The following is a 19,257-nucleotide window of genomic DNA, read 5'->3' as shown; positions in this document are numbered from 1 at the left end:
CCTAACCAAAATCAATCATTTGAAGTGGCAAATCCAGAGAGTGAATCCAGCCCAGTTGTGCACTGAATTTTTCATGACGCCGCAAGGACTTGGGTTTGAATAGGCCGCACCCCACCAGTCGCTAATGCATCATGGCTTGCGTCGTCGGCGACCCGGGCATCACCATGCGAATGCCCTGCATCATTCCGGCATCGCCATGACTGGCAAAGTGACAATGCATGACGAAGTCGCCGATATATCGACGGTATCTCGTGCGCATGGTGACCTTGTAATCCCGCTTGATGAGCAAGGTGTCGCGCCAGCCTCCGACCACGCCGTCATAATCGCTGTCATATGCCGCCGTGCCCTCCACGGTGACATCATTTCCGTCCTCGTCGAGGATGGCGATCACCTGGAATGGGTTTACGTGGATGTGGAACGGATGCTCGGCCAGATTGGAAGTGATTTCCCATTCCTCGACATCGCCAAGCGTCAGGGTTCGATCGATGCGGCCATGTTCGTAGGGCAGGCCGTCGATACTCAATATCGCGGGGCTGTCTTCCTGTTCCACGATGCTGAAGGTCGCCTGCTGATATCCGGTGATCTCGTCGTCCCGGACCGCTTCATGCCAGGTGAAGGCGCTCAGCCCCAGCTCGCCTGAAAGGTCACCGATGACCCGCTCTCTCACTCGCTGATCGTCGATGCGCATTTCGGCATGTTCGCGCAGGGTGTGCATCAGGTGCGACGCGACATTGTCGACCGGAGCAGCCTCGCCGCCCACGTCCAGGATGCCGATGACACGATGGTCTTCGTGGTCCATCCTCCAGCTCTGGTCATTGACCATGCAATAGAGTCCTGGCTGCTCGAAATAGACGAGCGAATCGTAACGCGAGCCTGCATGGATCACCGCCTCGTCGACCTCGCGCATGGCATTGCGGGTCAGCCCGTCATCGGCAAAATGGAATTGGGCAACCTCATCGCCTGAACAGAAATTGGAGATCCAACCCCTCTGCTCGTGCGCCGTGATGCCGCGTAAGGCCGGTGCGCCATCGGCCACGCGGCGAATGCTGACATTGACCGAGCGACGAAGGCCGGCGTGGATCATCCGCAGTCTCTGAAAACGTCCGGTCGACAAACCGGACAAGGTCGGCTGGACTTCGCCATTCACGCCGATCAGGCGGCCCGACGTCATTTCGCGCAATGGCCCGAATTGGTCCCACGACGAAACCTTGCCGACATCACCCTCATCGCATGTCCAAGGCGGCAATTCCCAGGGCCTGGTGTCGGGATCAGGCCAGGCCGGCGCCTTGATCTTTTCGGTATCGTCGAAACAGCCATATTGGATCTGCGAGAAGAGCAGGACTTGCTCCCCGAACGCACTTTCACCCTGACCGAAAAGGATGTCCACGTCGCCGGGAGAACCGATTGTCGGCAGGCGGTCGCCTTCGATGATCAGCGCGCCGGCCATCCCCGACCCCAATTGGGCGCTGGTCGCACCATGCATGTGAGGATGGTACCAGAAGGTGCCGGCGGGATGATCGTCAGGGATGACGAATTCGTAATCGAAGCGATGACCCGGATCGATCGAGATCATGACATTGTCGCTATTGCCGCCCGGCGACACCCACAGACCGTGGGTGTGAATATTGGTCGAATTGAAGCATTCCTCGCGCTCGACCTCTTCGGGCGTGCAAGGTGCCAGGTTGTTGGCAACGCCCAGCCGCAAAACCTGGCCTGGCGACACGCGCAACTCGGGCGCCATGAAGCGATCATTGCCCTCGCCACGAAACGCCCGCAGCTCGACCTTGTCGTTTCGCCCGGTCCAGGGATTGTAGATTTCACCCTCGGCAAACTCGACGGAGACTTCGTAGCTGGGCGATGCAGGCTCGACCGTCGCGGCATTGCCCGCGCCGAGCGCGCTTGCACTCGCCAAAGAAAAGATGAGCGTGGATATTGTTTTGGATTTTGCGCGCATGACGTCCCCCCAGACAGGGCCGTCACATCCGACGAACGCCACTGGTCGAAACGACCCTTTCGCGTACGCAACTCTTCATAGTGATTATGGCGGGGTGACCGGCGAGTCAAACGAAGCCTTGCGGCGAGAAGCAACGGACGACGGTGGACGCCCGCAAAGAAGAAGGCGCACCAAGCGGATGGCGTCAGCAGGAATTTCGGGAAAGGAAAATGGCGGAGAGGGTGGGATTCGAACCCACGGTACGGTTGCCCGCACAACGGTTTTCGAGACCGCCCCGTTCGACCACTCCGGCACCTCTCCGCATGGGATTTGGGACGCAAGCACGAAGGGCGCGTCCCGGGTCGGAGGCGGCCTCTAGCAGCGCTTTTCGATTCTGAAAAGGGGTTGTTCGCACAAAGGCCATATTGAACCCGCCGCTGACCCCGCGCATTGCCCCGCCATGAGCGATTTTTCCAACGCGATCGTGATCGGGCAGGGCGGCATCGGCGGCGCCATCGCCGATGCCATCGAAGCGCGCGGCGGACGCGTCACGCGGCTCGGACGCCAGACGACACCGCCGATCGACTTTCTCGAGCCCGCCACCATCGAGGCGGCCGCGTCGGCATTGGAGGCCCAGGGCCCCTTCGACGCCGTCATCATCGCTAGCGGTATTCTTCATTCGGACGCATTCGGACCCGAAAAGAGCTGGCGCATGCTCGACGCCGATCCGCTGACGACGACATTCGCCATCAACACGATCGGCCCGGCATTGGTCGCGCGGCACTTCATCCCGCTGCTGCCGCGAAAAGAGCGTTTCCTGTTCGCTGCGCTCTCGGCGCGTGTCGGCTCGATTTCCGACAACCGGATCGGCGGCTGGTATGGCTATCGCGCCAGCAAGGCCGCGCTCAACCAGATAATCCGCACCCTCGCCATCGAACTGGGCCGAACGCACAAGGAAGGCGTAATCGCCGCGCTGCATCCGGGCACCGTCGATACGAAGCTGAGCGAACCCTTCCAAGGCAATGTCCCGGACAAACAACTGTTCAGCCCCGAAAAGAGCGCCAACCACCTGCTCGACGTCCTGTCGGGCCTGACGCCGGAAGATAGCGGCGGTCATTTCGACTGGGCCGGAGAGCCCGTCCCCGCCTGATATTCCGGCGACATTTTGCGACATTGTCGGCCTTGGCTGGCAAATCTCTGCGACGCAGACACTCCATAACGGTCATCGTCAGGGCACCACCCCCGGGCCCCGAACGATGACAAGGAGTTTTCGAGCGATGAAGAAATTGACCATCCTGATTGCCGCGACCGCAATCGCGCTGCCCATGGCCGCACAGGCCCACCAGCCGGGCCCGCGCGGTCCGCAGGGCGACATCACGCTGGCCGAGGTCGAGGCACAGAGCGCCGAGCGCTTCGCCAATATCGACGTGAATGGCGACGGCCAGCTCACGCAGGACGAGATGAAGGCGCATGCCGAGGCTCGCAAGGCCGAGTGGCAGGAAAATAATGACGGCGAACGTCGTGGCCCCCGGGCCCGTCGTGGTGGCCGCGGCGGCGGCGAAGGTCGTGGCTTCGACCGGCTCGACGCCGATGGCAGCGGCACCCTCAGCCTCGCCGAATTCCAGTCCCGCCCGCTCGCCATGTTCGAACGCGCCGACGCGAATAATGATCGTGTCGTGACCGAAGCCGAGCGTAACCAGGCCCGCGCCGAGTTTCGCGAGAAGCGCGCCGAGATGCTCGGCCAGCGCGGCCAGTAACCGGCCGTCCTCCAAGGGATTGCTCCCTGCCGCGTGTCTCCCCGCAATCAACCCGTCGTGCGGCAGGGAGTTAAGGGGGCTGGCCTTGCCGGCCCCCTGCCCTATCATCCGACCCGTGTCAGAAGGACCGATCCATTGAGCCGCCCGCACCTCCTCCTGGTCGAGGACGAACCCGCCATCCGCACCCCATTGGTGCGTTATCTCGAGCGCGAAGGCTTTCGAGTGACGGCGTGCGGCGATGCCAAGGCGGCACGCGACGTGCTCGGCGGCTTCGCCTTCCATGCGGCGATCCTCGACATCATGCTGCCGGGTGAAGACGGCTTGAGCCTCGCCCGCTCGATCCGCGAGCAAGGCGACCTGCCCATCCTCTTCCTCTCGGCGCGTTCCGAGGATGTCGACCGCATCGTCGGCCTCGAAATGGGTGCCGACGATTATCTGACCAAGCCGTTCAATCCGCGCGAACTGCTCGCCCGCATCAAGGCGATCCTGCGCCGCGCCAAGCCGGCCGACACGCCTGCCGAAGCGGATGGCGGCAGCTTCCGCTTCGACGAATATCGGCTCGATACCGATCACCAGCGCCTGCTGCGCGAGGAACAACCCATTCCGCTTACCAGCGGCGACTATACGTTGCTGCTGACCCTCGTCGAACGTGCCGGGCGTCCTTTGTCGCGCGAACAATTGCTCGACCTCACCAAGGGCCGCGAAGCCGATCCGTTCGACCGCTCGGTCGACAATGCCATCATGCGCCTGCGCAAGAAGCTGGGCCCCAAGGGCAGCGAGATCATCCGCACCGTCCATGGGGTCGGCTACACGCTCGCCGTCCCGGTCGAGCAGGGCTGAGCCGATGCGCCTGCCCCGCCTTTCGCTCGCCACCCAGGTCGCCCTGATCGTCGGCATCGCCATCTTCGTGGCGCAGCTCATCAACCTGTCGCTCGCGGTCGAGAATCGGCGCGGGCAGCTCATCACCAATGCCGTCGTGCCGGGCGCCCAGCGAATCGCGCTGGTCGCGGCCGACCCGCGGCTCGTCGAACGCGTTGCCGAATTTGGCGATCGTCGCGACCGCCGTCCCATGGCGCGCATGATGGAGCGCGACCGCCGCTGGATCCGCAGCCAGGTCAGCGACATCGATCCGGTCCCGCCGAGCGCACGTGACTTTCCGCGCGGCACCGAGATCCTGGAGACCACTTTGGCCTCCAGTGGCGTGCAAGCCCGCGCCGCGCGCGCCGCCTTGTTGCCGCCGAGCAATCCGCGCGAAGAAGGCCGCGAGGGTCGCGTTCAGTTGATGCTTGCCGTGCAGATCGAGGACGGGCGCTGGCTCAGTATCATGGCGCCGGGGCCGCAGGCGGTCGGCCCGTTGATCCGCGCGCTGATCTTCCAGTCCTTCCTGATCGCACTGGCGGTCCTCATCCCGACCCTGTTGCTGCTCAATCGTGTCGGCGGATCGCTCAAGCGCCTGACCCGCTCGGCGCAGCGTTTCGACGGGCATGAAGCGGTCGAGCCGCTTCCCGAGACGGGCCCGCGCGACGTCGCAACGCTCACCGGTGCCATCAATGCCATGCAGTCGCGCATCGCTGCCATGATGAGCGAGAAGGACGTCATGCTGGGCGCCATCGGGCACGACCTTCGCACACCCCTCACCGCCTTGCGGCTCGAGGCCGAAGCGGTCGAGGATGACGAGCGCCGCGATGCCCTCGTCGCGCAGATCGAAGCGCTGCATGGCCAGTTCGAGGCTGTGCTCGAGCTCGCCCGCGCCAGCCGCCCGATTGCGCATCATCAGACAGTCGCGCCGACAGAATTACTCGAACGCCTCGCTGCCGAACGGCGCAAAGCCGGGCAGGACATCGAGCTGGCCGGCATGGACGCTGCCCCATTCCCCGGCGACCCTGCCGCCATTGCCCGTGCGCTGGACAATCTCATCGACAACGCGCTGCGCTATGGCGAGACGGCGCGCCTGTCGGTGGTCGGCGATGAACACAACGTCACGATGTCGGTGACCGATGACGGACCGGGCATCGCCGCCGACGAGCGCGACAGCGTCCGCGAACCCTTCCGCCGTCTCGAGGGCTCGCGCAATCGCGGGACGGGCGGGCACGGTCTTGGGCTTGCCATCGTGTCGGCAATCATGCGGCGCCATCATGGCGAGCTCGTCCTCGCCGACCGCGACGATGGCGAAAGCGGCCTCGTCGCCAGCCTCGTTTTTCCGCGGCGCTTGCCTCAATCCTGAGGCGCCCTACATTAATGGCATGAGTAATCTGATTCCCACCGCGCGGTTCGGCATCGGCGATGTCGTCAAGCACCGCCTGCTCGATTTTCGCGGCGTCATTGTCGATGTCGATCCCGAATTCGCCAATAGCGAGGAATGGTACGAAGCCATTCCCGCCGACATGCGCCCGCACAAGAAGCAGCCTTTCTACCACTTGCTCGCCGAGAATGACGAGACGAGCTACGTCGCCTATGTGAGCCAGCAGAACCTCGTCGCCGACGACGAGGATGAAGAGATCAGCCACCCCGAGATCGGCGCGATCTTCGACCGCTTCGAGCCGGGTCGCTATCGCCTGCGCGCCGAACGGATGCAGTAAGGCGACCGACGGACCGGCAAAAAGCCGTCACGAAGTGGTCATTACTGTTGACTCACGCCCCTCGTTTCCATAGGTGGCCCCATCCCTTCGCATCGGTACTGCAACTGGCAGGCGCTGACGCGCAGGCACTGATATTAATTTTGACCTGAAGAGAAGAGCCAATGTTCGCAGTCGTGCGCACCGGCGGTAAGCAATATCGCGTTGCCCCCGGAGACAAGATCGTCGTCGAGAAACTCGCTGGTGAAGCGGGCGACGAAGTCACCCTTGATGACGTGCTGCTGGCCGGCGAGGGTTCGGACCTCAAGTCGACCGACGGCCTCACCGTTGCCGCCAAGATCGTGGCGCAGGCCAAGGGCGAGAAGGTGACCGTTTTCAAGAAGCGTCGTCGCCATAACTATCGTCGCAAGCGCGGCCACCGCCAGCAGCACACGATCCTCGAGATCGTGTCGATCGGCGGCAAGGCAGCTGCGAAGAAGGCAGCGCCGAAGAAGGCCGCAGCCAAGAAGGACGATGCTGCGCCTGCGAAGAAGCCGGCCGCCAAGAAGGCTCCGGCCAAGAAGGCAGCAGCGAAAAAGTCGACAAAGGATGCTGCACCTGCTAAGAAGGCAGCGACCAAGAAACCTGCGGCCAAGAAGGCTCCTGCGAAGAAGCCCGCGGCCAAGAAGACCGAGAAGAAGTAACGATGGCACATAAGAAGGCAGGCGGCTCGTCGCGTAACGGCCGCGATTCCAATCCGAAATATCTCGGCGTCAAGAAGTTTGGCGGCGAAAGCGTCGTCGCGGGCAACATCATCGTGCGCCAGCGCGGCACCAAGTGGTATCCGGGCGACAATGTCGGCCTGGGCCGCGACCACACGATTTTTGCGCTTATCGACGGCCGCGTCACGTTCCGTGACGGCAAGCTCGGCCGCAAATACGTCCACGTCGAATCGATGGGCGAAGCAGCCGAATAAGGGCAGATCGATAACGGATCTTCCCTCCTGGGACGGTCCGGAAAATGAACAAAGGGAGAAGGGACCGCTCCAGGTCCCTTCTCTTTTTTTGTGTCCAGAAAAAGAGATGTCCGAAACTTCTCCCTGAATTGTCACGAACCCCGATTAGCGGGGCGGCGAAGGAGAAGACATGATGTTCGCGGTGACCCAGCGATTGCTGTTACGTCCCGGTTGGCAAGATGACGCGCCCGTACTGGCGCGCAAGATTGCCGACGAGAAAATCGTTCGCAACCTTGCCCGCGCCCCCTGGCCCTATGGGCTGGAGGAAGCGGCGGCGCATCTGGAGCGAATGCAGACGGCCGAACTTCCGAGCTTCCTCATCACGCGTCGTGACAATGCCGACATTATCGGTGCCTGCGGGTTCGGCTACGAACCGTCGGGCGAGATCGAGTTCGGCTACTGGATTGCCCGCGACCATTGGGGCCAGGGTTATGCGACCGAAGCCGGCCGCGCCGCGCTCGACATTTCGCGCACCCTCGGCTGGGACAAGATTGTCGGCGGCCATTTCATCGATAATCCCGCCAGCGGCCGGGTGCTCGAAAAGCTCGGCTTCGTGCCGACCGGCGCGCGCGTCATGCGGCATAGCTGCGGACGCGGCGGCGAGGCGATGTGCGAGCTGTATAGCCTCGACCTCAACGGCGCGGTAGCGCGCACGGAGGCCGCAGCGGCCTGATCGGGTCCGAAGAGCGGGAGGACAGGCGCGGCCGGTTGCGTGACCCGGTCGCGCCTTTTCCTATGCGGCTGCCGCAGCGCGGCGAACCTTGCGCCCATTGCGCATGTAATCGTGACTTTCCGTATCCTCGTAGGCCGCGATCAGCTCACGATCATCGTCATTCCACGGATGGAATTTGGGCATGAAGAAAGCGGCCCAGGCGCCGAGGATCTTGCGGAACATGCCCGGCGAGACCAGCGCATATTTCAGCAGGCCCCACTTGGCCTTCCAGCCGGTGATGGCGTCCTGCTCGAGCAGGTAGAGCGCACCCTTGAAGCGGTCGGGGAAGAAGTGACTGGTGACGTTGAGCATCACCATCGTCTTCACCTTCCAGCGCTTGAAGCGTGACCAGTCCTTGGTGGCGTGCATCCAGGTGTCATATGCGACGCCCTTATGCTCGATTTCTTCGGCCGCATGCCATTTCCACAAGGCTGCGGTGGAGGCCTCCGCACCGTCAAGGTGACGCGGGTCGGCAAGCAGTTCGTGGGCGAGGATCGCGGTATAATGCTCCAGCACCATCGTGGCGGCGAGCGAGGCGATGAGCGGCTTGTCCGAAAGGAAGTCGATCCGCTCTTTCACGCGCGCATAGAGCGGCGCCATGTCATAACCGCTCTCGCTGGCGCGCTTGTTGAAGGCGTCATGCTCACGGCTGTGAATGGCTTCCTGCGTGGTGAAGGCCTTGATATCGGCGCCGAGACGCTCGGGCGTGTCTTTGGCAAAAGCGCGAACCGAGCGAACGAAGAAGGCCTCGCCATCGGGAAACGTCGCCGACAGCGCATTGTACATCGCCGTCGCATAAGGGTTTCCGCCATGCCACCAGCGCGGTGCCGCATTCTCCGGCGCGAACTTGCGATCGCGCGGGGTAATGGTCAGATCGGTCGGCGTAACGCTTGCAGTGGTCAACTCTTCGCTCCTAAAGGACGCATTCTTGTATCTAGATGGGTGTAACTGACATTTATGTCAACATCGTTGCCAACTCGTAAACGCATGACCCCCGAGGAAAGCCGGGCCGCCGCCGTCACCGCGGCGCGCGAGCTGCTGCGCGACGAAGGCGCGGCAGCGGTGACCCTGAAGGCGGTCGCCGGCAAGATGGGGCGCACTCATGCCGCCCTCCTCCATCATTTCGGCTCGGTCGACGAATTGCATGCCGCGCTTGCCGACGAAATCGCCCGCGAGGTCGCCGATTCGATTGCAGGAACGGTGGGGCGCTACCAGGCCGGCCAGACCAAGCTGCGCCACGTCGTCGAGGAAATGTTCACCCAGTTTCGCGAGCAGAATTTGGGCGAGCTTATTGCCTGGGTGGTGCTGTCGCGTCGCCGCGATGCGTTGAAGCCGGTCGAAAAGGCGATTGCCGGCGTGGTGACGCAGATCACCCGTAATGACGATGACCGCCCGCTCGACCGCGCCACCATGGGGCTCGTCCTTATCGCCATCGGCGATGCGCTGGTCGGCGACGAGGTCGCGCGGGCCACCAACCTGCCTCACGAAGTCGCGCACGACATTGCGGTCAAGCAAATCCTCGCAGTTCTCGGCGAACTGCGCTAGGGGCGCGCGATGGCGCATTTCCTGGACCAGGCGAAGATCTTCATCGCATCGGGCGCTGGCGGCCCCGGTGCGGTCAGTTTCCGTCGTGAAAAATATATCGAATTCGGTGGCCCCGATGGCGGCGATGGCGGCAAGGGCGGCGACATCGTCTTCGAAGCCGTGCCCGCGCTCAACACGCTCATCGACTTTCGCTACACGCAGCATTTCAAGGCCCCGCGCGGCAAGGGCGGCGCCGGTCGCAACCAGACCGGCGCGGGCGGACGCGACCTCGTCATCAAGGTACCGGTTGGCACGCAGGTGCTGGCCGACGATGAGGAACGCTCGCTGATCGCCGACCTTGCCAAGGAAGGCCAGACCGTCCGCTTGCTCAAGGGCGGCATCGGGGGTCGCGGCAATATGAGCTACAAGAGCTCGACCAACCGCGCCCCGCGCCAGCACCAGCCGGGCGAACCGGGCGAGGAAATGTGGGTGTGGCTGCGTCTGAAGCTGCTTGCCGATGTCGGCCTGATTGGTTTGCCCAATGCGGGCAAGTCGACGTTGCTCAATGCCGTCTCCAACGCAAAGGCCAAGACCGGCGCCTATCCTTTCACGACGCTCCATCCCAAGTTGGGCGTGGTCCTGCACAAGGGCCGCGAATTCGTCATGGCGGACATTCCGGGCCTCATCGAAGGCGCTGCCGAAGGGGCCGGGATCGGCGACCGTTTCCTCGGCCATGTCGAGCGCACCAAGATCCTGGTCCACCTGATCGATGCCGATGGTGGCGATCCGGCCAAGGCCTATCGCACTGTTCGCGACGAGATCGAGGCCTATGCCGATGGTGAGGACCTTTCCGACAAGAATGAGATCGTCGTGCTTTCGCGCACCGACACGGTCGATGAAGGCGTGATCGAAATCGCCCGCGCCGAGCTTGCCGAAATCGGCATCACCGACGTCCTCGAAGTCAGCGCGATGGCCGGCGAAGGCATTGAGCCGCTGCTCGACAAGATCATCGAGACCCTGCCCGAAAAGCAGGAGAAGAAGAGCGAGTTCGGGGACGATCACGACGAACCGGACTGGTCGCCGCTATGAGCAAGAAGCCGCTGGCAGTAACCGGTGCGACCGGTTTCGTCGGCGGGCGCCTGCTCGAGCTGGCCCACGAACTGGGCCGGCCCCTCACCTGCCTCACTCGGCGCCCGCAGCCCGAAAAAGCGGGCGTCAAATGGGTGCAAGGCGACCTGCACGACAAAGCCGCGCTCGCGCAGCTTTGCGAAGGCGCCGATGCGGTGATCCACATTGCCGGCGTCATCAACGCGCCCGACCGCGAAGGCTTCGAGAAAGGCAATGTCGAGGGCACCAAGAACCTGCTCGATGCCGCCAAGGCGCAAGACGTTTCCCGCTTCGTCCACGTCTCCAGCCTCGCCGCGCGCGAGCCGAGCCTGTCGCTCTACGGCGCCTCCAAAGCACGCAGCGAAACGGCAGTGAAAACCGCAGGCATCGACCATGTCATCGTCCGTCCGCCCGCCGTTTACGGCCCTGGCGACCGCGAGACATTGGAATTGTTCAAGATGGCGCAGCGCGGGCTCGTAATGCTCCCGCCCAAGGGGCGCATGAGCGTGGTCCATGCCGACGATCTCGTTCGCCTGCTGCTCACCCTCGCCGACGGCCACGGTCGCTCGGGCCTGCTCATCGAGGTCGACGACAATCATGCGGGCGCATGGACGCATGAGGGCTTCGCCAAGGCCTTGGGCCGGGCCGTTGGGTGCAAGACCATGACGCTTTCGATGCCAAAGCCGGTCGTCCGCTTCGGCGCGACGCTCGACCGCATGTTTCGTGGGGACAAGGCTAAGCTGACCCCAGACCGCGCCGCCTATTTCTGCCACCCTGACTGGAGCGTCGATCCCGACAAGCGGCCCGACCCCGACCTCTTCACGCCGGCCATCGCCACCCCGGACGGGCTGCGCGACACGGCGCGATGGTACCGGGAAAAAGGTTGGCTCTAGCCCCGATTTTGCCCCATTTCATTGCCATTTGGCGCCACGAAATCTATTGGGGTTCACCATGACAGACCGCGCAGACGTTAAGACCCGCATTTTCGGGCTCATCGAACAGTTCAACAAGAAGGGCATCGACGTCTCGGAAGAGACGCGTTTCGCCCAGGATCTCGAGTGGGAAAGCCTCACCGTGCTCGACTTCGTCGCCGAGGTCGAGGACGAGTTCGACATCCTCATCACCATGAACCAGCAGGCCGAGATCGAAAAGGTCGGGCAGTTGGTCGACGCCGTCGCGGAGATGGTGGGTTGAGCGGCACCGGGGCGGACCTCAAGGCGCCGGAGACGCAGTCGGGCGACCTGTTCGACAAGTTCCAGCCGCTGATCGACACGCGCGAGAAGCTGCTGTCGACGGGCGTCACCGACCCGTTCAGTTTGGTCATGGAAAAGGTGCTCTCGCCGACCGTCGCCATCTGCAACGGGCGCGAGACCATCCTGCTCGGCACTTACAATTATATGGGTATGACCTTCGATCCCGACGTCATCGCGGCGGGCAAGAAGGCGCTGGACGAATTCGGCTCGGGCACCACCGGCAGCCGCGTCCTCAACGGCACCTACTCGCTCCACAAGGATTGCGAAGACGCGCTCAAGGAGTTTTTCGGCACCGAGCATGCCATGGTTTTCTCGACCGGCTATCTCGCCAATACCGGCATCATTTCGACGATCGCCGGCAAGGACGATTACATCATCCTCGACATCGACAGCCACGCCAGCATCTATGATGGCTGCGCGATGGGCGACGCCAATGTCGTGCCGTTTCGCCACAACGATATCGAAGCCCTCGAAAAGCGTTTGAAGCGCCTCCCCGAAGGAGCCGGCAAGCTGGTCATCCTTGAGGGCGTCTATTCGATGCTTGGCGATGCTGCACCGCTCAGCGAGATGGTCCCGCTCTGCAAGAAATATGGCGCCATGGTGCTGGTCGACGAAGCGCACTCGATGGGCTTCATCGGTGAGAATGGCCGCGGCGTGGCGGAAGAACAGGGCGTCTTCGACCAGTGCGATTTCATCATCGGCACCTTCTCGAAATCGGTCGGCACGGTCGGCGGCTATTGCGTCTCCAACCATCCCAAGTTCGAGATCATGCGCCTCGTTTCGCGCGGCTATGTCTTCACGGCCTCGCTGCCGCCCAGCGTAATGGCGACCGCGGCGACCTCGATCCGCAAGATCATGGACGCCAAGTACAAGCGCGAGCATCTCTGGAAGAATTCCAAGCGCCTCCACAAGAGCCTGACCGATCTCGGCTTCGAGCTCGGTACCAAGGAACCGCAATCGGCCATCATCAGCGTGATCATGCCCGACCTCGAGCGCGGCGCGATGATGTGGGAAGCGCTGCTGCGCGAAGGTCTCTACGTCAATCTCGCCCGGCCGCCGGCGACGCCTGCCGGAATGACGCTGCTGCGCTGCTCGCTCTGCGCGCTGCATTCGGACGAGCAGGTCACCGAAATCATCGGCATGTTCGAGCGCGCCGGGAAAGCGACCGGCTGCATCTAAAGCTTTGCACAGTCATGATCGGGGGTTATGACTAAGCCTATGACGGCAGGGGAAAAATCGGGGGCCGCGGATTGGCGACGCGTGGGCATCGCCCTTGTGGGCATGGTCGTCCTCTTCGCCATGATCGCGACCATCTGGCTCGTCGCCACCTCCAGCGAGATGCGCGACGAGGCAACGCAGCGCGAGCGCGACGCCTATGACGTCACCCTGCTGACCCGTACGCTCGATGCGTCCATCTCGCGTTCCGAAGCCGCGCTCGGCCGCTTCGTGCTCGATGAGGAGCGCGAGAGCGGCAACCTCTATTATAATGACTGGCGCCTCGCGCGGCAGCAGATGAACCAGCTCGTTCGCCTAACTCGCAGCAGTCCCGAACAGGCCGAGCGCGTCGCCGAGCTGGGCCGCCTGTTCGACCTGCGCGACGAAGAACTGGCACGCGTCGCCCGCGCTGCCGATGCGCAGCAGGGCGATGGCGGGGTCAACCTCTTCTACGCCGCCGGCCAGTCCGAGACCGGGCCCGGCATGCGCCGTCTGCTGATCGAAATCGCCGATGCCGAACGCGAAGCGCTCGCCGCTTCGATCGATCGCAGCCAATTCTTCTCGGCCCGCGCCAATCGCCTCAACGACTATCTCATCTGGCTCGGTATCCTGATGGCCGTGCTGACCATCTTCCTCGGCACGCTTTCGGTCGAGGTCTTCCGCCAATATTCCGAGACCCGCAAGAAGGCCGAGGATGAAAGCGAACGCGCCTCCGCGCTCGAGGAAGCGGTCGCCGAACGCACCGCCGAACTTTACGAGGCCAACGAAGCGCTGCGCGCAGAGGCCGAGGAACGCGCCACTGCCGAAGCGCAACTCCGCCAGGTTCAGAAGATGGAAGCGGTCGGGCAGCTGACCGGCGGCATCGCGCACGACTTCAACAACATGCTGGCGGTCGTCGTGGGCGGGCTCGACCTGGCGCGTCGCCGCATCGACGGACCGCGCCGCGAGTTGCTGGGCCACCTCACCAACGCGATGGAAGGTGCGACCAGGGCAGCCGCGCTCACCCGCCGCCTGCTGTCTTTCGCCCGTTCCGAGCCTTTGCTTCCCGAGCGCGTCGACGCCAACGAGCTGATCGGTTCGATGCGCGAATTGCTCGATCGCACGCTCGGCGAGAGCATCGTCATCGACTATCGCCTCGACGAGGCGCCCTGGCCGGTGTTCGTCGATTCCCACCAGTTCGAGAATGCGCTGCTCAACCTCGCGCTCAATGCGCGCGACGCCATGTCGGGCAAAGGCAAGCTCACCGTGCGATCGCGCAACGTCCGCCTTGCAGCCGGCGAGATTGGCGACATTCGCGCCGGCGAATATCTGCGCATCGCGGTCTCGGACACCGGTGTCGGGATGACCGACGAAGTGCGCGAACGCGCCTTCGAACCCTTCTTCACGACCAAGGAGGTCGGCAAGGGCACGGGGCTAGGCCTCAGCCAGATTTTCGGCTTCGCGCACCAGTCGGGCGGCGAGATTGGGATCGAATCCATCCTCGGTGAAGGCACCACGGTTTCGATCTACCTGCCGCGCACCGAGGTGGAAGAAGACAAGGTCCACGTCCATCCCGCCAGCGCGGCGATGGCCGAAGAGGCCGACTTCGTTTGCGCCAACGCCCGCATCCTCATCGTCGAGGACGATCCGCGCGTGCGCACGGCAACGGTCGGTGCGCTGGAGGATCTCGGCTACGATCCGCGCTGCTGCGGCGGCGGCGAGGAAGCACTCGAGATTTTCGAACCGGGCAAGTTCGACCTCGTCATTACCGACGTCGTCATGCCAGGCATGACCGGGCCCGAACTCGTCAAGGAATTGAAGGTCATCCAGCCCGACCTCGCGGTCATGTTCGTCACCGGCTATGTCGGCGAAGGCGAGAGCGACGACCTCGCCGGCTACGAATTGCTGCGCAAACCCTTCACTGTCGGCGGATTGGCCAATGCCGTCGCCGCAGCTTTACGCCGCCATGGCGACGAGAATTCGCCCAGCGCCAAGACCGGCTGATCAGTTCCAGGGAACGATCGACAGACCCTTGAGGTAGAGCAGGCGGATGCCCATCCGCTTGGTGCCGCTGCCGACTTCGAACTTCACCTTCCGGAATGCCGGCTCGCGGTCGAAGATCGTGAACTTAGCATTGTTCGAATAGGCCCCGCCATCGCGGCGCCCGATCTCGCCATCGCCGTCGACATCATGCTGGATCCCGAAAGCATAGGTGCCCGGCCCCGGCGTCTTCACGCAGATATCGACCGGGCCGGAGCGCGGAATGTCCATGTGCAGCTTGTGGATCTTGCGCCCGCCGACCAGCCAGTTGCTGGGATTGCCGTCATAAAGCGACAGCCGCAATTCGCCGGTGCGCGACTTGAAGCCGTGAACACGGATGAGGATCGAGGATTCGCCGCGGTCGCACGCCCCGACGTCGCCAATCACGGTCACCGCATGCGCGGGACGCGGCGCGATTGCGAGGCTGCCGGCAACCAATGCCGCACTCGACATGGAGGCAATCCACTTCACCATGATTGACTTCACTTCCTCCACGAGGGCACAGGGGCATCACCTCTACAGAGGCGTACGCTTATGCCTATATGGGGCGTAATGAGGCCATTTCATGGTCTCTTGATGAACGAGAGATAAATTGGCGCTGATCGACCGTTACCTGGCCAAGACCATCTTCCTGCCCCTCATGGGCACGTTGCTGCTCGCTGCCATGCTGCTGGTCCTCGACAAGATGCTGCGCCTGTTCGACTTCGTCGTCGCATTGGGCGGCCCGGTCAGCGTCGTGTTCGAAATGCTCGCCAACTCGCTGCCCGAATATTTCGCGCTGGGGATCCCGATCGGCCTGCTGCTCGGCGTGCTGCTTGCGTTTCGCAAGCTGGCCTTGTCGAGCGAACTGGATGCGCTGCGCGGCATCGGCGTCGGCTATGGGCGGATGCTGCGCGTCCCCTACATGTATGCCGTCGTCCTGCTGATCCTGAACCTCTTCATCGTCAGCTACGTCGAGCCCTATGCCCGCTACAATTATGAAGGTCTGCGCTTCGACCTGCGCTCGGGCAGCCTCGGCGCATCGATCAAGGTCGGGGAATTCAATCGGCTCGGCGACGATCTCACGCTGCGCATCGACCGGAGCGAAGAAGAAGGCACGCAATTGTCGGGCATCTTCGTGGCTGCCGAAGATGACGGGATGCGTGTCTCCGCGACCGCTGCCGAAGGCACCTTCCTCGCCACCGACGATCCCGACACCATCATCTTCCGCCTGATCAACGGCCGCCTCATCCAGGACGCCGACAATTTCCCGACCCCGCGGACGTTGGCCTTCGACCAGTATGACTTCCCGATCAGCCTGCCCGAAGTGAGCGCATTCCGCGCCCGCGGGCTGGACACGATCCGCGAGCTCTACATGCCCGAACTGGCGCGGTTGGCTTATGCCTCGCCCGAGGCAGACCCCGAAATGCAACTGGCCGCGCGCGCCAATCTCCATTTCCGGTTGGTCGAGGCGTTGATGATGCTGATGCTGCCACTGCTTGCCATCGCGCTTGCCGTACCGCCCAAGCGAAGCAGCTCGTCGCTTGGCATCTTCGTCGCGATCGTCATGGTGGTGACCTATCACAAGATCAACCAATATGCAGAAGGGGCGGGCGCGCAGGGTCGCCTCAATCCCGAGCTTGCGCTCTACATCCCCTTCTTCGGGCTGATCGCGCTCATCAGCTGGATGTATCACGTCATCGCGCATCGCCCCGGCGGACAGCCGATCGGTGCGCTCGAGGCCGCCTTCTCCAAGACGGCGAAAGTCGTCAAGAAACTCATCCCGAGGCCCAGGCGCCGTACCCTGCCCCGCAGCGAGGAAGCGCCGGCCGAATGATCAACCTGCAATTCATGCCCTCGCGCCGTGTCGCACTCTACATGGCCAAGCTGTTCGTGACGCGCAGCTTTGCCGTGCTCGTCGCGCTCGTCCTCGTGCTGCTGATGCTCGACCTATTGGGCGAGAGCGGCAAGATACTTGGTGTCGAGGGCAATACGGAAGCCGACCTGTGGCGCTATGCGGGCCTGCGCCTGCCCATGCTGGTAAGCCGCTTCCTGCCTTTCTCGGTGCTGCTTGGCTGTCTTATCGCATTCGCCAGCCTCAATCAGAATAGCGAGGTCATCGCGATGAAGGCGGCGGGCCTCTCGGCGCACCAGATCCTCACGCCCATGATCCTTGCGGCGACCTTCGTTGCCGGTGCGCTGTTCGTGTTCAACGAGACGGTGGTGACCCGCTCGGCCGGCTTCATCAATGCGTGGAGCGACAATGATTACGAGCCGATCCCACCCGAGACCGGCATCTACACCAATGTCTGGCTGAGCCAGGATGACGTGCTCGTGCGCGCCCAGCAGGCGTCGGGCCGCGACGAGAATTTCGTGCTGAGCGAACTCACCCTCTATGAACGCGTCGACGGGCGCATCGAGACGATCACCGAGATCGAGCGCGCGACACCCGACCGCAATGGCGATTGGGCGTTCGAGGGCGTGCGTCGCTACAATGCCGAGATGAACCTCGTCACCGAGGCCGAGAGCGCGAGCGGGCTGACCGGCATCACGCCGCAGCAATTCCGCCTCGCCAAGGTCGACCCCGAGGCGCTCGATATCGTGACCTTGGGACAAACGATCGACGATCTGCGCGCGGCAGAATTGCCCACCGCCGTTGCCGAGGCGGGCTGGTGGCACAAGATTACCGGGCCCCTGTCGACCATCCTCATGCCATTGCTTGCAGCCGTCGCGGCCTTCGGGCTGGCGCGCTCGGGCCAGCTCCTGCTGCGCGCCGTCATCGGCATGGCCTTGGGCTTCGCCTATTTCGTCGCCGACAATTTCGCGCTGGCGATGGGCAATGCCGGCGTCTATTCGCCCCTGCTCGCGACATGGGGACCCGTCATTCTCTTCGCCGCCTTGGGCGAAGCGATCCTTATCCGAACCGAAGAGTAGGTTGCAGCGCCTAGCGCTGGCGCAGCGTCTGCTTGGCGAGGTTGCCGATCAGCGGGAAGAGACCGCTGCGGTTGGTCTTGTGATAGGCCGAACCGACTTCCAGCTCGCGGCTCAAGCGGCGGTGCGCCTCGCCCAAATTGTGATAGGGCACGCCCGGCAGCAGGTGATGCAACGCATGGTAGCGCAGGCCCACAGGCGCCCACAGCGCCGGCAGGGTCGCCGGTGGCGGCACATTGACGCTGTCGAGATATTGCGCGGTCACGCTCATCGGCTGGCGATCGTCATTTTCCCACAGGTGGGCGACTAGGGTGCGCAGCTGGTTGGCCGCCATCATGCCGCAGGCAATGACCATGAAGGTCACGAACGCCGCGACGGGAATGATGCCCGAAACAACAAGCCCGATCAGTGTCCAGGACCATAGCATCGCGCCGACTTCCTGCAGCGTGAACTGCTTGGCAAATTCGCCCTGCGGCCAGGCGCGGCGGAAGTCCGGGTTGATCTGCAGGCCCGACAGTTTTTCCACCACTTCTTTGCGCAGCGCCTTCGAGAAGAAGGACGTCGGCGCGAGAACAGCGAAGCGGAACATGAGGAGGACCGGCGCAAAGGTGCCGTAGACCATGAAGAGCGGCAGGCTCCACGGCTTCATCGAGGCGAGCGGCAGATATTCCGGATCGTCGATGGTGCCATATTTGGTCTTGGCATGGTGTTGGTTGTGGACGCCCTCATACATGAAGCTGGGAGCGAAGAGCGGCACGCCGATCAGCACGTTCCACATCAAGCGGAAATTGGGCAGGTCGCCCTTCTTGATATGGGCAATCTCGTGGATGAAGCTGCCGGCGCGATAGAGCGCCAGCATCGACACCAGGCCGAGCACGATCTTCTGGCCCAGCGCCGGCATCAGGATCGCGCCAAATAGCGCACCATAGCCGACGAGCGCCGACGCGATCAGGTCGAGCCAGTAGATGGTCGGATTGGGTCGATTGAGGTCGCGCGTCAGCGAAGCCGCTGCCTTGAGCATGGCCTTGTCGTCGCCGGCGACCTGCGCACGACGGACTTCCGGCACATCGACCGGTTCAGCGCCCGCAATGTCGGGCGAAATGGATTTGCTATCGAACATCATGATTTTTCCGCTTAGCTTGCGCCAATGGTGCCCAAATGCGGCACCATCATGGCGAAAGCGAAGTTTTCACGCCTTTTTTAGCGCATCGAAGCTGAAGCTCGGATGACAATGGCGCCGCTTCGCGCTAGCCCATC

Annotated in this window: 20 protein-coding genes and 1 tRNA gene; 16 read left to right on the top strand and 5 right to left on the bottom strand. The window is 63.2% G+C overall.

Annotated features, from left to right (window positions below):
- Positions 1–121 precede the first annotated feature (121 nt).
- Together NDO55_RS11895 and NDO55_RS11890 are read right to left on the bottom strand one after the other, a co-directional pair.
- Complete coding sequence (locus NDO55_RS11895) at positions 122–1,912, bottom strand: multicopper oxidase family protein (protein ID WP_252115464.1); 1,791 nt, start codon at positions 1,910–1,912, stop codon at positions 122–124.
- A gap of 252 nt (positions 1,913–2,164) precedes the next feature.
- Positions 2,165–2,254 (bottom strand) — tRNA-Ser (locus tag NDO55_RS11890).
- A gap of 139 nt (positions 2,255–2,393) precedes the next feature.
- Between NDO55_RS11890 and NDO55_RS11885 the strand changes: the two genes are divergently transcribed.
- The 8 genes from NDO55_RS11885 (at position 2,394) to NDO55_RS11850 (ending at position 7,933) form a co-directional block, all read left to right on the top strand.
- The gene (locus NDO55_RS11885; protein WP_252115462.1) at positions 2,394–3,083 is read left to right on the top strand and encodes an SDR family oxidoreductase; all 690 of its coding nucleotides are present in this window, start codon (positions 2,394–2,396) and stop codon (positions 3,081–3,083) included.
- A 127-nt stretch (positions 3,084–3,210) separates the two neighbouring features.
- Positions 3,211–3,690, top strand: coding sequence for an EF-hand domain-containing protein (locus NDO55_RS11880; protein WP_252115461.1), 480 nt, complete (start codon positions 3,211–3,213; stop codon positions 3,688–3,690).
- A gap of 135 nt (positions 3,691–3,825) precedes the next feature.
- Positions 3,826–4,530, top strand: a complete 705-nt coding sequence (locus tag NDO55_RS11875) for a response regulator (protein ID WP_252115459.1) — start codon at positions 3,826–3,828, stop codon at positions 4,528–4,530.
- A gap of 4 nt (positions 4,531–4,534) precedes the next feature.
- Entirely contained in the window at positions 4,535–5,914 is a 1,380-nt protein-coding gene (locus NDO55_RS11870) for an ATP-binding protein (protein WP_252115457.1), read from the top strand.
- A gap of 19 nt (positions 5,915–5,933) precedes the next feature.
- Positions 5,934–6,269: a heat shock protein HspQ gene (hspQ, locus tag NDO55_RS11865; RefSeq protein ID WP_252115456.1), complete on the top strand. Its 336-nt coding sequence runs from the start codon at positions 5,934–5,936 to the stop codon at positions 6,267–6,269.
- A gap of 161 nt (positions 6,270–6,430) precedes the next feature.
- A complete protein-coding gene (rplU, locus tag NDO55_RS11860) occupies positions 6,431–6,949 on the top strand; it encodes a 50S ribosomal protein L21 (protein WP_252115455.1) in 519 nt (172 codons plus the stop codon).
- A gap of 2 nt (positions 6,950–6,951) precedes the next feature.
- A complete protein-coding gene (gene rpmA / locus NDO55_RS11855; RefSeq protein WP_252115454.1) occupies positions 6,952–7,221 on the top strand; it encodes a 50S ribosomal protein L27 in 270 nt (89 codons plus the stop codon).
- A gap of 169 nt (positions 7,222–7,390) precedes the next feature.
- Positions 7,391–7,933, top strand: a complete 543-nt coding sequence (locus tag NDO55_RS11850; RefSeq protein WP_252115453.1) for a GNAT family N-acetyltransferase — start codon at positions 7,391–7,393, stop codon at positions 7,931–7,933.
- A 60-nt stretch (positions 7,934–7,993) separates the two neighbouring features.
- Here the strand turns inward: NDO55_RS11850 and NDO55_RS11845 are convergent, their stop codons facing one another.
- Positions 7,994–8,875 (bottom strand): metal-dependent hydrolase, encoded by an 882-nt coding sequence (locus NDO55_RS11845; protein ID WP_252115452.1) that lies wholly within the window; start codon positions 8,873–8,875, stop codon positions 7,994–7,996.
- 84 nt (positions 8,876–8,959) lie between these two features.
- Between NDO55_RS11845 and NDO55_RS11840 the strand changes: the two genes are divergently transcribed.
- The 6 genes from NDO55_RS11840 (at position 8,960) to NDO55_RS12105 (ending at position 15,054) form a co-directional block, all read left to right on the top strand.
- Positions 8,960–9,517, top strand: a complete 558-nt coding sequence (locus NDO55_RS11840; protein ID WP_252115451.1) for a TetR/AcrR family transcriptional regulator — start codon at positions 8,960–8,962, stop codon at positions 9,515–9,517.
- 9 nt (positions 9,518–9,526) lie between these two features.
- Positions 9,527–10,585: a GTPase ObgE gene (gene obgE, locus NDO55_RS11835; protein WP_252115449.1), complete on the top strand. Its 1,059-nt coding sequence runs from the start codon at positions 9,527–9,529 to the stop codon at positions 10,583–10,585.
- Complete coding sequence (locus NDO55_RS11830) at positions 10,582–11,496, top strand: NAD-dependent epimerase/dehydratase family protein (RefSeq protein WP_252115447.1); 915 nt, start codon at positions 10,582–10,584, stop codon at positions 11,494–11,496. Before obgE ends, NDO55_RS11830 begins: the two co-directional genes overlap by 4 nt.
- Positions 11,497–11,554: 58 nt before the next feature.
- Positions 11,555–11,797 (top strand): acyl carrier protein, encoded by a 243-nt coding sequence (locus NDO55_RS11825; protein ID WP_252115445.1) that lies wholly within the window; start codon positions 11,555–11,557, stop codon positions 11,795–11,797.
- Positions 11,794–13,035, top strand: coding sequence for a serine palmitoyltransferase (spt, locus tag NDO55_RS11820; protein ID WP_252115443.1), 1,242 nt, complete (start codon positions 11,794–11,796; stop codon positions 13,033–13,035). Before NDO55_RS11825 ends, spt begins: the two co-directional genes overlap by 4 nt.
- 81 nt (positions 13,036–13,116) lie before the next feature.
- A complete protein-coding gene (locus NDO55_RS12105; protein ID WP_252115441.1) occupies positions 13,117–15,054 on the top strand; it encodes a response regulator in 1,938 nt (645 codons plus the stop codon).
- Here the strand turns inward: NDO55_RS12105 and NDO55_RS11810 are convergent, their stop codons facing one another.
- Positions 15,055–15,564, bottom strand: coding sequence for a DUF2141 domain-containing protein (locus NDO55_RS11810; RefSeq protein WP_252115439.1), 510 nt, complete (start codon positions 15,562–15,564; stop codon positions 15,055–15,057).
- Between the two features lie 118 nt (positions 15,565–15,682).
- Here NDO55_RS11810 and lptF point away from each other — a divergent pair, with 118 nt between their 5' ends.
- Complete coding sequence (gene lptF, locus NDO55_RS11805; protein WP_279639107.1) at positions 15,683–16,906, top strand: LPS export ABC transporter permease LptF; 1,224 nt, start codon at positions 15,683–15,685, stop codon at positions 16,904–16,906.
- Positions 16,903–18,003 (top strand): LPS export ABC transporter permease LptG, encoded by a 1,101-nt coding sequence (gene lptG / locus NDO55_RS11800; RefSeq protein WP_252115437.1) that lies wholly within the window; start codon positions 16,903–16,905, stop codon positions 18,001–18,003. The genes lptF and lptG overlap by 4 nt, the downstream gene beginning before the upstream one ends.
- 10 nt (positions 18,004–18,013) lie before the next feature.
- On the opposite strand, the gene NDO55_RS11795 is transcribed toward lptG, so the two are convergent.
- On the bottom strand, positions 18,014–19,123 hold the full coding sequence (locus tag NDO55_RS11795) for a fatty acid desaturase family protein (RefSeq protein ID WP_252115435.1): 1,110 nt from the start codon (positions 19,121–19,123) through the stop codon (positions 18,014–18,016).
- Between the last annotated feature and the right edge of the window lie 134 nt (positions 19,124–19,257).

This window comes from Sphingomicrobium sediminis (assembly GCF_023805295.1).
Taxonomy (GTDB): Bacteria; Pseudomonadota; Alphaproteobacteria; order Sphingomonadales; family Sphingomonadaceae; genus Sphingomicrobium; species Sphingomicrobium sediminis.
The sequence above is the reverse complement of the archived record's forward strand: the minus strand, read 5'-3'. Positions and strand labels throughout refer to the sequence as shown.